This window comes from Cellulosimicrobium sp. CpK407, from assembly GCF_051844275.1.
Lineage (GTDB): Bacteria > Actinomycetota > Actinomycetes > Actinomycetales > Cellulomonadaceae > Cellulosimicrobium > Cellulosimicrobium cellulans_G.
On record NZ_JBGNYC010000025.1, the window covers coordinates 26,986 to 40,083 of the forward strand.

The 13,098-nt window shown below is 77.0% G+C and carries 12 protein-coding genes and 1 riboswitch; of the genes, 6 read left to right on the forward strand and 6 right to left on the reverse strand.

What is annotated here, in order from left to right; all coding sequences use genetic code 11:
* Positions 1 to 109: 109 nt before the first annotated feature.
* On the forward strand, positions 110 to 550 hold the full coding sequence (locus ABWU78_RS12330; RefSeq protein WP_253050859.1) for a DUF3817 domain-containing protein: 441 nt from the start codon (positions 110 to 112) through the stop codon (positions 548 to 550).
* Positions 547 to 1,812, forward strand: a complete 1,266-nt coding sequence (locus ABWU78_RS12335) for a ThiF family adenylyltransferase (RefSeq protein ID WP_439158555.1) — start codon at positions 547 to 549, stop codon at positions 1,810 to 1,812. Before ABWU78_RS12330 ends, ABWU78_RS12335 begins: the two co-directional genes overlap by 4 nt.
* A gap of 86 nt (positions 1,813 to 1,898) precedes the next feature.
* Here the strand turns inward: ABWU78_RS12335 and ABWU78_RS12340 are convergent, their stop codons facing one another.
* Genes ABWU78_RS12340 through ABWU78_RS12350 form a run of 3 tightly spaced genes read right to left on the reverse strand, consistent with a single transcriptional unit; the run spans position 1,899 to position 4,387 of the window.
* Positions 1,899 to 2,726 (reverse strand): thiazole synthase, encoded by an 828-nt coding sequence (locus tag ABWU78_RS12340; RefSeq protein ID WP_439158573.1) that lies wholly within the window; start codon positions 2,724 to 2,726, stop codon positions 1,899 to 1,901.
* Positions 2,727 to 2,750: 24 nt separating this feature from the next.
* Positions 2,751 to 2,984: a sulfur carrier protein ThiS gene (gene thiS, locus ABWU78_RS12345; RefSeq protein ID WP_308202266.1), complete on the reverse strand. Its 234-nt coding sequence runs from the start codon at positions 2,982 to 2,984 to the stop codon at positions 2,751 to 2,753.
* 5 nt (positions 2,985 to 2,989) lie between these two features.
* The gene (locus ABWU78_RS12350) at positions 2,990 to 4,387 is read right to left on the reverse strand and encodes an FAD-dependent oxidoreductase (protein WP_439158556.1); all 1,398 of its coding nucleotides are present in this window, start codon (positions 4,385 to 4,387) and stop codon (positions 2,990 to 2,992) included.
* Positions 4,388 to 4,391: 4 nt separating this feature from the next.
* A riboswitch (TPP riboswitch) is annotated at positions 4,392 to 4,471 on the reverse strand.
* A 51-nt stretch (positions 4,472 to 4,522) separates the two neighbouring features.
* Between ABWU78_RS12350 and thiE the strand changes: the two genes are divergently transcribed.
* Both thiE and guaA read left to right on the forward strand, forming a co-directional pair.
* Positions 4,523 to 5,248: a thiamine phosphate synthase gene (gene thiE / locus ABWU78_RS12355; RefSeq protein WP_439158557.1), complete on the forward strand. Its 726-nt coding sequence runs from the start codon at positions 4,523 to 4,525 to the stop codon at positions 5,246 to 5,248.
* Positions 5,249 to 5,291: 43 nt separating this feature from the next.
* Positions 5,292 to 6,905 (forward strand): glutamine-hydrolyzing GMP synthase, encoded by a 1,614-nt coding sequence (guaA, locus tag ABWU78_RS12360; protein WP_308202267.1) that lies wholly within the window; start codon positions 5,292 to 5,294, stop codon positions 6,903 to 6,905.
* Between the two features lie 4 nt (positions 6,906 to 6,909).
* Here guaA and ABWU78_RS12365 read toward each other — a convergent pair whose 3' ends face one another.
* Positions 6,910 to 8,070, reverse strand: coding sequence for a glycosyltransferase family 4 protein (locus ABWU78_RS12365; RefSeq protein WP_439158558.1), 1,161 nt, complete (start codon positions 8,068 to 8,070; stop codon positions 6,910 to 6,912).
* 180 nt (positions 8,071 to 8,250) lie between these two features.
* Here ABWU78_RS12365 and ABWU78_RS12370 point away from each other — a divergent pair, with 180 nt between their 5' ends.
* The gene (locus tag ABWU78_RS12370) at positions 8,251 to 9,024 is read left to right on the forward strand and encodes a hypothetical protein (RefSeq protein ID WP_439158559.1); all 774 of its coding nucleotides are present in this window, start codon (positions 8,251 to 8,253) and stop codon (positions 9,022 to 9,024) included.
* Between the two features lie 180 nt (positions 9,025 to 9,204).
* Here ABWU78_RS12370 and ABWU78_RS12375 read toward each other — a convergent pair whose 3' ends face one another.
* Both ABWU78_RS12375 and ABWU78_RS12380 read right to left on the reverse strand, forming a co-directional pair.
* Entirely contained in the window at positions 9,205 to 9,777 is a 573-nt protein-coding gene (locus tag ABWU78_RS12375; protein ID WP_439158560.1) for a hypothetical protein, read from the reverse strand.
* Positions 9,777 to 11,507 carry a PspC domain-containing protein gene (locus tag ABWU78_RS12380; RefSeq protein WP_439158561.1) on the reverse strand — a complete coding sequence of 577 codons (1,731 nt, stop codon included), beginning with the start codon at positions 11,505 to 11,507 and terminating at the stop codon, positions 9,777 to 9,779. Before ABWU78_RS12380 ends, ABWU78_RS12375 begins: the two co-directional genes overlap by 1 nt.
* Before the next feature lie 136 nt (positions 11,508 to 11,643).
* On the opposite strand from ABWU78_RS12380, the gene ABWU78_RS12385 reads away from it, so the two are divergent.
* Positions 11,644 to 13,062 (forward strand): PspC domain-containing protein, encoded by a 1,419-nt coding sequence (locus ABWU78_RS12385; protein WP_439158562.1) that lies wholly within the window; start codon positions 11,644 to 11,646, stop codon positions 13,060 to 13,062.
* Positions 13,063 to 13,098: the final 36 nt, after the last annotated feature.

Here is a 13,098-nt window from a genome sequence, read left to right on the forward strand (position 1 = left end):
GGTTCGGCGTCCGACACGCGGCGACGCATTAACGGCGGCGACCGCGTCACACGCCACCGCGGCGGCACGGACCGCCGCGGCCGTCTCGCCCGGAACGAGGACCCCTCCCATGACCACGCAGGACCCGGCCACCCCCACCGACACGCCCGCCCCCGCCGGCGCGGCGACGCCCAGCACGGAGGCCGCCCGCACCGCGATCCGCAAGGCGCGCGGCGCGCTCGCCCGCTACCGGGTCCTCGCGATCATCACCGGTGTGATGCTCCTCGTCCTGTGCGTCGAGATGCTCGTCAAGTACGGGGTCGGCCAGCTCGTCGACGTCGACGGGGTCATGCGGTACGTCTCGTGGATCCCCTTCGCCCACGGCTGGATCTACGTCGTCTACCTCGTGACGGTCCTCGACCTGTGGACCAAGATGCGGTGGGGCTGGGGCCGCCTCGCGACCATGGTCTTCGCGGGCGTCGTGCCGGTCATGTCGTTCATCCTCGAGAAGAAGGTGCACGCCGAGGCCGAGGCCAAGCTCGCCGTCCTGGAGGAGCAGTACGCGTCATGACGACGCCGCTCGCGCCCCTCGTCGCACCCGGCCCCGAGCTGACCACCGCGGAGCTCGAGCGGTACGCGCGCCACCTCGCGCTGCCCGGCGTCGGTCCCGAGGGGCAGCGCCGTCTCGCCGCCGCGCGCGTGCTCGTCGTCGGCGCGGGCGGCCTCGGCAGCCCCGCCCTGCTCTACCTGGCCGCCGCGGGCGTGGGTACCATCGGCATCGTCGACGACGACGTCGTCGACACCTCCAACCTCCAGCGCCAGGTCATCCACGGCGGTCCTGACGTCGGGCGCCGCAAGGTCGACTCCGCGCGCGACGCCATCGCCGACGTCAACCCGCACGTGCGCGTCGTCGAGCACGCGGTCCGCCTCGACGCGGACACCGCGCTCGACGTGCTGCGCGGCTACGACGTCGTGCTCGACGGCGCCGACAACTTCCCCACGCGCTACCTCGTCTCCGACGCGGCCGAGGTGCTCGGGCTGCCCGTGGTCTGGGGCTCGATCTACCGCTTCCAGGGGCAGGTCAGCGTCTTCTGGGGCGCGCCCCGGTTCGCCCTGCCCGACGACGTCCCGCGCCCGGGCGGCGCGGCTCCCGTCGGCCCGGGGGACGGCGAGGCGTGCGGGGTCACCTACCGCGACGTGTTCCCCGTCCCGCCGCCGCCCGGCGCCGCGCCCGACTGCGCGACCGGCGGCGTGTTCGGCGCGATGTGCGGGACCGTCGGCTCCGTCATGGCGACCGAGGCGATCAAGCTCGTCACCGGCGCCGGCACGACGCTGCTCGGCCGCCTCGCCGTCTACGACGCGCTCGACCTCTCGTGGCGCCAGCTCACCGTGCGCGCCGACCCGACCCGCGACCCCGTCACCGCGCTCCTGCCGGGCGACGACGCCTACGCCGCGTTCTGCGGACTGGCCCCGGCGACGTCGGTCGCGCGGCCGGTCACGGGGGAGCGCGACGTCACCGCGCGCGACGCGGCGGCCCTGCTGGGCGACGACGGCACGGCCCCGTACCTGCTCGACGTGCGCGAGGACTGGGAGGCGCGGGTGCGTCCCCTGCCCGGGTCGACCCTCGTGCCGAGCGGCACGTTCCTCACGGGCGACCCCGCCGCGGCGCTCGCGGACCTCCCGACGGACCGACCCGTGCTCGTCCTGTGCGCGGTCGGCGGCCGCTCGGCCCGCGTCGCCGACCTCGCGCGCGCCGCCGGGATCGACGCCCGCTCGGTCGTCGGCGGCGTCCCCGCCCTCCTCGACGCCCTGGAAACGACCCCGGCCACCTAGTCCGCCCCCGCCGAGCAGGTGGACGTCGCGGGTCCCGGTCGGCTGACGAGCCAGGACGGCCTGTTCCGCTGGCGGGCGGACCGGCGTCAGAGGGCGAGGTCGAGGCGGCCCTGGGGGGACGAGCTCGCGAGGGCGCCCTCGCGGCGGGGAATGCGGCCGGCACCGGCGGCGAGGCGGCCCGACTCGACGGCGAGGCGCATCGCGTGCGCCATGCGGACCGGGTCGGCGGCGCGCGTGACGGCGGTCGCGAGCAGGACGCCGGCGCACCCGAGCTCCATGGCCTGCGCGGCGTCGGACGCCGTGCCGATCCCCGCGTCGAGGATCACGGGCACGCGCGCGGCGGCGGCGATCGCCTCGATGTTGCGGGGGTTGAGGATGCCGAGGCCGGTGCCGATCGGCGCGCCGAGCGGCATGACGGCGGCGCACCCGACGTCCTCGAGCCGGCGCGCGAGGATCGGGTCGTCGTTCGTGTAGGGCAGCACGACGAACCCGTCGCGCACGAGCTGCTCGGCCGCCTCGACGAGGCCGACGGGGTCGGGCAGGAGCGTGACGTCGTCGGCGATCACCTCGAGCTTGACCCACTCGGTGCCGCACGCCTCGCGCGCGAGGTGCGCGGTGAGCACGGCCTCGCGCACCGAGAAGCACCCGGCCGTGTTGGGCAGCGCCCGGATGCCGAGGCGCGCGAGGAGCGCCCAGATCCCGGCGTCGGGGGAGGCCACGCCACCGGCGCGCACGGCGACGCGGCGCATCGCGACGGTCGTCAGTGCGGTGCCCGAGGCGACGAGCGCGTCCTCGAGCGTGAGCAGGTTCGCCGCCCCGCCGGTGCCCATGACGAGGCGGGACCCGATCGTCGTGCCGGCGACGACGAGCGGGTCGCCGCCGTTCGACGGTCGGTGCGCGGGCGCGGGGGACATGTCGGTCGTGGTCACGGGTCCTCCTCAGCCGCCCTGGACGGCGGTCACGATCTCGATGCGGTCACCCGGCGCGACGACGGTCGTCGCCCACGAGCCGCGCGGCACGACGGCGTCGTCCACCGCGACGGCGACACCCTGCGGCGTCCCGTCGGCGACGTACGCGGGCACGAGCGCCGCGACGAGCTGCTCGAGGTGCACGGGGGCGTCGAGCGGGTACGGCTCGCCGTTGACGAGCGCGGTCGGAGCAGGTCGGGTCACGGAGATCACCTCGGTGTCGTCAGGGAGAACGCGGCGGACCGGACGGTGCCGAACCCGGGGTCGCTCCCCAGGTCGGGCCCGCCGTGGGGAGCGACCCCGGGTTCGGCGAAGCGGTCGGTGCGGGTAGGGGCGAGGGCGGCCGCGACGGTGGGCGGGAGCGCGGCACCCGTGAGCCCGGCCATCACCGCGTCGGCGGTGAGCGGCGCGAGCAGGATGCCGTTGCGGCCGTGCCCCGTCGCGAGGTGCAGCCCCGGGACGGCGGTCGGGCCGACGAGCGGCAGGTTGTCCGGCGTCGCGGGGCGCGCCCGGGGCGTCACGTCGACGAGCGCGGCCTCGTCGATCCCGGGCAGCAGGGCGCGCGCGTCGCGCAGCAGGGCGAAGACGCCGCCCGCGGTCGCGCGGCGGTCGTCGGGGTTCTCCTCGGTGGTCGCGCCGACGACGACCTCCCGGTGACCCGCGACGCCGCGACCCTGCCCGTCCGGGACCGGGTCGCGCGGCACGACGTACACGGGTCGCCCCTGCACGACCCCGCGCACCACGTGCTCCAGCGCGAGGTCCGGCCCGGCGTCGAGCCTCAACGTCTGCCCCTTGACCGGCCGGGTCGGCACGACGACGCCCGGCACGTCCGCGAGGAGCGCCCCGGACTCCCAGCCCGCCGCGACGACGACCGCACCCGCCGCGTGGAGCCGGCCCGCGTCGTCGTGCACGCCTACGACCCGCCCGGCCCGGCCGAGCGCGAGCCGCGTCGCGGACGCCCGCACGACGACGGCGCCCACCGCGGATCCGGTGCCCGACCCCGCGAGCGTCCCCGGCCCGGTGCCCGCTCCGGTGCCGCCACCGACCAGGCCGCGCAGCCCGCCGAGCAGGGCGGCGTGCACCGCGCGCGGGTCGACCGCGTGGTCGTCCGGCGCCCAGGCGGCGCCCGCGACCCGCGGGCCGAGATACGGCTCGCGCCGACGGGCGTCGGCGACGGTGAGCTCGCGCGAGGCGAGGCCGTGCTCCGCGTGGAGGGCGAGGACACGACGGAGCAGCGCGAGGTCGTCGGCGTCGTAGGCGAGCGTGAGGGTGCCCGCGGTCCGCAGACCGACGTCGGCCCCGGTCGCGGCGCGCAGGTCGGCGGCGAACCCCGGCCACGCCGTGGCGGCGGCGAGGTGCAGGCGCAGTGCCGCGTCCTCGCCGAAGTCGGCCTCCGTGACGGGGGCGAGCATCCCGGCCGCGGCGTGCGTCGCGCCGTCGCCCGGCGCCGGGTCCAGCACCGTGACCGACAGACCGGCGCGCGCGGCGCGCCACGCCACGGCGAGCCCCACGATCCCGCCGCCCACGACGACGACGTCGCGCGCGCCGTCGGGCACGGCAGGGCCGGCTCCCGGCGGGCGGGGCCCGGGACGGACAGGGGTGTGCATGCGCGCTCCCTTCGCTGGCATGACCCAGATCAGGTTCGACGGTCGGCTCCGACGCCCTCTCAGCCCCGTGCGGGGCTCCCGTGCTGTCGGCCACAGTACCCGCGTGCGGGAGCGGGCGCGGCTAGGCTCCGGCGGGTGAGCACCGAGACCTTCGCCACGCCCGCGAACCGCGCCGTGCCGGCTGCGGACGACGCGCGGGCCCGGCTCGCCGACGCACGCCTCTACCTGTGCTCCGACGCGCGCGAGGAGCGCGGCGACCTCGAGGACTTCCTGCGGGCGGCGCTCGCGGGCGGGGTCGACGTCGTCCAGCTCCGCGACAAGACGCTCGACGCGGCGCGCGAGCTCGAGCTCCAGGAGCTCGTCGCACGGGTCGCGACGGAGCACGGCGCCCTGTGGGCCGTGAACGACCGGGCCGACGTGGCGGCGCTCACCGGTGCACCCGTCGTCCACATGGGTCAGGGCGACCTGCCGGTCTCCGCGGTGCGATCCCTGCTCGGGGCCGCGCCGGTGCTCGGCCGGTCCACCCACTCGGCCGACCAGGCGGCCGCGGCCGAGGCCGACCCGGACGTCGACTACTTCTGCGTAGGCCCCCTCTGGGCGACGCCGACGAAGCCGGGGCGCGTCGCGGTCGGGCTCGACCTGCTGCGCGACGTCGCCGCGACCCGGCCCACGACGCCCTGGTTCGCGATCGGCGGGATCGACGCGGAGCGGCTGGACGCGGTCCTCGACGCCGGGGCGACCCGCGTCGTCGTCGTGCGGGCGATCACGCAGGCGCCAGACCCGGAGGCCGCCGCCCGGGCGCTGCGCGGGCGGGTCGCCGAGCGAGCGGCCGAGCGCGCCGCCGAACCCACCGGCGCCTGAGACGCGGGACGGGACCGCGCCGCGCGGCGACTATCCTGGAGCCGTGACGTCACCCGCCACCGCTCCCGACACCCCCACCACCGCCGAGGTCGCCGCGACCCCGCGCCCCGTGCTCGTCGTCGACTTCGGCGCCCAGTACGCGCAGCTCATCGCGCGCCGCGTGCGCGAGGCCAAGGTTTACTCCGAGATCGTGCCGCACACCTTCACGGTCGAGCAGATGCTCGCGAAGGACCCGGTGGCGATCATCCTCTCCGGCGGGCCGTCGTCGGTGTACGCGACCGGCGCGCCGTTCGTCGACCCGGCGCTGTTCGAGGCCGGCGTGCCCGTCATGGGCATCTGCTACGGCTTCCAGGCCATGGCCAAGGCGCTCGGCGGCGAGGTCGCCCAGACGGGCCTGCGCGAGTACGGCGGCACCGAGGTCGAGGTGTGCGCCGCGGGCGTCCTGCTCGACGGCACGCCGGAGCACCAGACCACGTGGATGAGCCACGGCGACGCGGTGCACCGCGCGCCCGAGGGCTTCGAGGTCCTCGCGACGTCGTCGGGCTCGCCGGTCGCCGCGTTCGAGGACCGCGAGCGTCGCCTCTACGGCGTGCAGTGGCACCCCGAGGTCAAGCACTCCGCGCACGGCCAGACCGTGCTGGAGCACTTCCTGTACGACGGCGCCGGGCTGGCCCCGGACTGGACGCCCGGCAACGTCATCGCGGACCAGGTCGCGGCGATCCGCGCCCAGGTCGGCGACGCGCGCGTCATCTGCGCGCTCTCGGGCGGCGTCGACTCCGCCGTCGCCGCGGCGCTCGTGCAGCGCGCGGTGGGCGACCAGCTCACGTGCGTGCACGTCGACCACGGGCTGATGCGCGCGGGCGAGGTCGAGCAGATCGAGCGCGACTTCGTCGCGGCGACGGGCGTCAACCTCGTGATCCGCGACGAGAAGGAGCGGTTCCTCACCGCGCTCGCCGGGCACAGCGACCCGGAGACCAAGCGCAAGATCATCGGCCGCGAGTTCATCCGCGTGTTCGAGGACGCCGCGCGCCAGATCGTCGAGGACGCGGGCGAGCACGGCGCCGAGGTGAAGTTCCTCGTGCAGGGCACGCTCTACCCGGACGTCGTCGAGTCCGGCGGCGGCGAGGGCGCGGCGAACATCAAGAGCCACCACAACGTCGGCGGCCTGCCCGACGACCTCCAGTTCTCGCTCGTCGAGCCGCTGCGGACGCTGTTCAAGGACGAGGTCCGCGCGGTCGGCCGCGAGCTCGGCGTCCCCGAGGAGATCGTCGCCCGTCAGCCGTTCCCCGGTCCCGGCCTCGGCATCCGCATCGTCGGCGAGGTCACGGCGGACCGGCTCGAGACGCTGCGCGCGGCCGACGCGATCGCGCGCGAGGAGCTGACGAAGGCGGGACTCGACGACGAGATCTGGCAGTGCCCCGTCGTGCTGCTCGCCGACGTCCGCTCGGTCGGCGTCCAGGGCGACGGCCGCACCTACGGCCACCCGATCGTGCTGCGCCCCGTCTCGTCCGAGGACGCGATGACGGCCGACTGGACGCGCCTGCCCTACGACGTGCTGTCCGTCATCTCGACGCGCATCACCAACGAGGTCTCCGAGGTCAACCGCGTCGTGCTCGACGTGACGAGCAAGCCCCCGGGCACCATCGAGTGGGAGTGACCCCCTAGCGGGACGGACGGGCCCGACGATCCACGGCGATCGTCGCGGCCCGTTCGTATGCCCGCTCGATGTCGGCGAGGACGCGCGGCCAGCCCGCCGACGACGGCACGTCGCGGTTGTGCGCGACGATCCGGTCGAGCAGGTCGTCCTCGGTCGCGAGCCGCACGAGCGCGTCGGCGAGCCCGGCGTCGTCGTCCGCGAGGAGCGCGTCGACGCCGTCGGTGAGGCGCTCCGCGACGCCCGACTGCGAGCGGGTGAGCACCGCCAGCCCGGCGGCCTGGCCCTCGAGCGCGGCGATGCCGAACGCCTCCTCGATGGCGGGCGCGGCGAACACGTCGGCCCGTGCGTAGAGGCGCTTGAGCCCGGTCGCGTCGAGGCGGCCGGGCAGCGACACGACCGACCCCAGCCCGTGCTCCGTGACGAAGCGCCGCGCGTCGGCCAGCTCCGGTCCGTCCCCGGCGAGCGTCACGTGGAGCGCCCCCTCGGGGAGGCGCCCGACGGCGTCGCGTACGACCTCCAGGAACGGCAGCACGCGCTTGCGCGGGGCGAACCGCGTCGCGGCGACGACGTGGACGGCCGCGCCCTCCATGCGGTCGGCGCGCTCGGTGCGCGGGACGCGCCACGCGTCGAGGTCGAGGCCGTTGTGCAGGACCACGACCTCGCCGTGGTCGCCGACGATACGGCGCAGGGGAGCGGCGGTCAGCTCGCTCACCGCCGACCACAGGACGGGCCAGCTCGACCAGCGTGTGACGCGGTCGAGCGCGGCGAACGCCTTCTCGGCCCCGCCCCACACGCTGTGCACGGTGAGCACGGCGGGCAGCCCGGCGCGCACGACCGTGCGCAGCGACGCCTGCGTCGAGGGGGTGAGGACGCCCATGTGCAGGTGCACGACGTCGGGCCGGTCCGCGCCCAGGATCCGCGCCACGTGGTGCGGCGCGCGCGGGTGGACGGGGTAGCCGCCCGGCACGCGCGCCGCGAGCCGGTGCACCGTGACGTCGCCGTCCCGCTCGGTCGACACGCCGTGCGCGCCGGGGCGCGCCGGCGTGGTGCACACGACCGCGACGTCGTGGCCGACCGCCGCCTGCTGCTGCGCGAGCCGCGCGACCTGGGTCTCGATCCCGCCGAGCAGGGGGAGGTAGCAGTCGGTCAGGTGGGTGATGCGCACGGTCGGCATCCTCCCATCCCGGCGCGGCGCTGAGGTGCGCGTTCGCCGCGCGGGGGACCGCCGTCGTCGCTACCGTGGGTCCCGTATGGGTGGTTCGACCGCCCTGCGGCGGACCCGCGCCCGCGGGTCGCGGACCGCGGTGCGGCAGCAGGTGGGTCCTGACGAAGGGGAGAACGCGCCATGTCGAGCACCGTCACCGTCACGCCGGCCAAGGGGGCCCGAGGCATCGGCCTCGTGTCGATCATCGCCGGCATCGTCCTCCTCCTCGCGGGCATCGGCACCTGGATCGTGGTGGCGAACCAGCTGTCCGCCGAGGAGATCACCGTCTCGGACGACGCGTCGTTCCTGGCGGGCCGCCACGTCAACGGGCCGCTCACCGCGTACGCGCAGGCCGAGGTCATCAACAAGCACGCGCTCGAGGCGAGCGGCGGCCAGACGTACGCCGAGCTCGACCAGGACGACCCCACGCGGCAGACGGTCATGACGGCGTCGTTCCTCCGGGCGTCGCTCTTCACGTCCGTCGTCGCGTTCGGGGTGTGCCTGCTCGTCATGGGGCTCGGCATCCTGTTCATCCTCGTCGGGATCGCGCTCCGGCGGCTCGCGGGCGGCCCCAGCGTCGCGGTCGAGACGCCGGGGGCGTACACGTCGTCGGGCGACCTGTCGGACGCGGGACGCCACGCCGCCCCCGCGCACGCGGAGCCCGCGCCGACCGCCCCGCCCGTCCGTCCGGAGCCGACTCGTCCCGTCGAGGCGCCGGGCCGCACGTCCGCGCTCTCGACGCCCGGCGCCGAGGCCCGCGCGGCCGCGACCCCGGTCGAGCCGACCGGCGCACCGGGCACGGGGACGCCGTCCGCCCCCGGCGCGTCGCCCGCCGCCTCACCGGACACGACGCCGCCCGCGACCGGACCCACGGGCACCTCGCCCGAGCGCCGGGGTGACGAGCCCACCCCCTGATCGTCCCGGCCGTCCGTCCGGACGCCGAGGACCCGTTCCCACCGGGTCGCACCGGGGAGAGCGTGCGGGGCGGCGTCGCTCGGACACGGCGAGGGGCCGTGGCACACGTGCCACGGCCCCTCGGTGTCTCCCGCCCGGGTGCGTCCCTGGTCGCCGGGTCCGCGCGCGACGGGTCCGGGCTCAGCCGCGCCGGCGCCGAGCCCCCGAGACGATCGACCCGACCACGAGCGTGAGGCCCGCCGCGGCGAGCACGACGATCGTGGCCAGCCCGAGGTCGACCCGCGCACCGAGGGCGGCGGCGAGGACGACGACGCCGAACGCGACGAGGACGAATCCCCACACGATCGTGGAGACGCGCGGTCCGCGCCGTCCGGGCGACGGGGGTCCGGCGGGCGCGACGGGCGACGCGGGCGCCGAGGGCGCCGAGGGCGTCGCCGAGGCGGACGGCCCGACCGGTGGCACGGCACCGGCGGCCTGGCCGGACGTCGTCGGGCCGTCCGGAGCAGCACCCGTGTGCGCGGGCACGCCCACGTCCAGGACGGAGGTCTCCCCGTCCCGTGCCTGCGTGGTGGGCAGCGGCTCCGTGGGGTGGACCGCGGGTCGCGGCGACCCGAGCGGCTCCGTGGCCGGAGGCTCGGTGGTCAGCGGGACCGTCGGGTGGGCGTCCGCCTCCGGGGACCCGGCCTGCGGGGTGTCGAACAGCTCGTCGCCGAGCGGCCGCGTCTCGTCGTCGCGGCGTCCGGAGTCGTTCATCAGTCCTCCTCGATCGTGATCTGGCCGGCACCGACCTCGACCCGCAGCACGAGCAGCGGGTCGTCGCCGGACTGGACCTCGTCGTTGTCGAACGTGACCGGCTGCGTACTGACGCCGCCGATCTCCTGCCGGTCGCCGTCGACGTGCCAGCGGGCGTTCCCGGCGAGCACCTGGACCTGGGCGCGGACGGGGACGCCGTCGGGCACGACGACGGTCGCGTCCCCGGCGCCGAGCTGGATCGGGACCTCCACGGGGGATGCGCCGGACGCGTCGGACAGGTCCAGCCCGGAGAGGTCGATCGTCGGGTCGCCGAAGGTCACGCCGAAGCCCTCCTCGGCGACGTCCGGGTCGGTCACGCGGTGCGTGCCGTCCGTGACGGTCCGCACGGAGTCGTCGAGGAAGAACGTGAACGGGGCGGACCGCCACGCGGACGCGGGGAGCGCGACGACCAGCAGGAGCACCGCGAGCCAGCCGAGGCCGCCGCTGGTGCGCCCGCGCAGGCCGCTCACGACGATCGCCAGGCCCGCGAGGATCCCGGACAGGCCCGCCCAGGTGAGGAACACGGGCCAGGGCAGCTCGCCCTGCCGGTCGACGACGAGCAGGAACGCACCGAGCAGGAGGCTCAGCCCGACCACGACCCCCGTCGTGGTCGCGCCGGGTCCGCGAGGCCGCGGGGGCTTCGGCGGCTGGGGGGCGCGCGGAGGCCTCGGGGGCTGCTGCGCGGACGGGTTCCGCGGTCCCTGGTGGGCCCGCTGCGGTGCCGCGGTCGCGCCGAGCGGTGCGCCCGGGGCGTACGGGGGGAGGGGCGCGGTGACGCCGGGCGCGGTCGAGGCGTACGGGCTCGCCTCGGCGGACCATGTCGTCCGGTCCTGCGGACCCGACGGCGCGGTGCCCGACGGCGTCCCGGGGGAGCCCCACGGGGCGTCGGCCGGCGCGGGGTCGCCACCGGCAGCGCCCAGACCGTAGCCCGGCCCGCCCGGACCGTAGGCCGGCCCGCCCGGACCGTAGCCCGGTCCACCTGGGCCGTGGCCGGGTGCGCCGGGGCCACCGGGCCACGGCGGCGCCTGCGGCGGTGCGCCCTGGGGCCCCCGGGGGCCGCGCTGGGTGAGCGCGGAGACCACGACGACCGCCACGGTGACGAATGCCGCGACCCAGAACAGGCCGGTCAGCCACCCGAGGTGGAGCGCGTCCCACCACGACCACCAGCCGCCGCCCCAGGAGAACCCGACGACGACGAACGCGGCCGCGCCGAGCAGCGCGACGTCCACGTTGCCGCGGAACGCCTCCTGGAGGTGGATGCGCCCGTCCCGACGCTCCGGCAGCAGGGCCCAGGCCGCGCCGTAGAGGACGAGCCCGGCGCCCGACAGGAAGAACGTCACGAAGAGGAGCCCGCGCACGATGAGCGGGTCGATCCCGAACCGCTCGGCGACGCCGGACGCGACGCCGCCGATCCACCGGTCGTCCGAGCGGAAGATGCCCACGCGGCGGACGGCGTCGAAGAAGCCGTCGGTGCCGTTCGGGCGGGTCCCGCCAGGGCCCTGCGGAGGGCCCTGGGGGGTGCCCTGCGGAGGGCCCTGGCCGGGGTCGGACGGGCCGGCGGGCCCGGCCCACGCGGGGTCGGGTCCGCTCGGCCCGGGAGGGACGGTGCCGGGCTGCGCGCCGGACGCGTCGGCGGCGCCGCCGGAGGGCCCGGGCTGGGCGCCGGGTCCGGGAAGGTCGGGAGTGCTCATGGCCACCATGCTGGCCCGGGAGCCGGCCCGCCGGTATCGGGTGCCACCCTGACCCGACCCTGAACCGGCCGCGGACCGACCCTGGTTTCCCCGTCCGGGGACGCTCCGGGCGCCCGCGACGTGTGACGATCGGGGGGTGACGACTCCTGCCCGCCCCGGCCCGCGGCCCGGTGCACCCACCGGTGCCGGGCCCGGTTCCCGACCCCGCGGCCTGCCGCTGCGCCGCCCCGAGCGCGGCCGGTGGGTCGCGGGCGTGTGCGCCGGGCTCGCGGCCCACCTGGGCGTGAGCGTCGGGGTGGTGCGCCTCGTGATGGCGCTCCTCGGGCTTGCGGGCGGCGCGGGCGTCGCGCTCTACGTGTTCTGGTGGCTCACGGTCCCGTCCGGCGACCCGGCCGCGGCACGGGACGAGCAGCGCCCGGCGTCGCTGTCGCGGCTCGCCCCCCGGCTCCAGGGCAGCGTGCGCCGCCTGCCCGTGCGCGACGTCGCGATCGGCGTCGTCCTGCTGGGCGGTGCCGCGCTGCTCGTGGCGCTGCGCACGGGCGTCGACGTCGAGGTGTCGTGGGTGATCCCGGTCCTCATCGCGCTCGCGGGCGCGGCGCTCGCGTGGAGCCAGCTCGACGCCGTCGAGCGCGGCCGGCTGCTCACCCGGGCCGGCGGGCGCACGCCCGCCGGGGTCCTCCGCATCGCGGGCGGCGTCGTGCTCGTCCTCGTGGGCATCGTCCTCCTCGTGGGGCAGGACGCGCGGCCCACCCAGATCGTCCGCGCGGCGGTCGCGGCGGTCGCAGTGCTCGCCGGCGTCGCGATCGTGCTCGCCCCGTGGTGGCTCAAGCTCGTGCGCGAGCTCGGCGACGAGCGCGCGGCGCGCGCCCGCGAGGCCGAGCGCGCCGACATCGCGGCGCACCTGCACGACTCGGTGCTGCAGACGCTCGCCCTCATCCGCGCCCGGTCGTCCGACGCCGACACCGTCGCGCGCCTCGCGCGCGCCCAGGAGCGCGAGCTGCGCGAGTGGCTGTACGACGACCGCCCCTCGCCCGGGACGTCGCTCGCCGCCGAGCTGCGCGGGCTCGTCGCGGAGGTCGAGGACGGGCGCGTGGGCCGTCGTGCGGAACCCATCGGCGCGCCCGTCGGGGCGGCCGGCGGCTCGACCGGCGAGACTGACCCCGGGCCGGTCGTGGTCGACGTCGTCGTGGTGGGCGACTGCACGCCCACCCAGGAGACCGCGGCGCTGCTGCAGGCGACCCGCGAGGCGCTCGTCAACGCCGTCGCGCACGGCGGTCCGCCCTACTCGGTCTACCTGGAGGTCAGCGACGCGGCCGTCGAGGTCTTCGTGCGCGACCGCGGCGACGGCTTCGACATGGAGGACGTCGCGCCCGACCGGTTCGGCGTCCGGGAGTCGATCCTCGGCCGGGTCCAGCGCCGCGGCGGGAAGGCCGAGATCATCAGCAGGCCGGGATGGGGCACGGAGGTACGGTTGCGCGTGCCGCGCGCCCTGACGGCCGAGCCCGAGCCCGCCCGCCCGCCGTCGAGCGCACCGTCGAACCAGGAGACCCCGTGACGACCATCCCCAGCACGCCGGCCGCCGGCGGCCCCT

Coding starts and splice junctions, on each gene's coding strand:
- ABWU78_RS12330 (WP_253050859.1), top strand. CDS start 110: ATGACCACGCAGGACCCGGCCACCCCCACCGACACGCCCGCCCCCGCC.
- ABWU78_RS12335 (WP_439158555.1), top strand. CDS start 547: ATGACGACGCCGCTCGCGCCCCTCGTCGCACCCGGCCCCGAGCTGACC.
- ABWU78_RS12340 (WP_439158573.1), bottom strand. CDS start 2,726: ATGTCCCCCGCGCCCGCGCACCGACCGTCGAACGGCGGCGACCCGCTC.
- ABWU78_RS12350 (WP_439158556.1), bottom strand. CDS start 4,387: ATGCACACCCCTGTCCGTCCCGGGCCCCGCCCGCCGGGAGCCGGCCCT.
- ABWU78_RS12370 (WP_439158559.1), top strand. CDS start 8,251: ATGTCGAGCACCGTCACCGTCACGCCGGCCAAGGGGGCCCGAGGCATC.
- ABWU78_RS12375 (WP_439158560.1), bottom strand. CDS start 9,777: ATGAACGACTCCGGACGCCGCGACGACGAGACGCGGCCGCTCGGCGAC.
- ABWU78_RS12380 (WP_439158561.1), bottom strand. CDS start 11,507: ATGAGCACTCCCGACCTTCCCGGACCCGGCGCCCAGCCCGGGCCCTCC.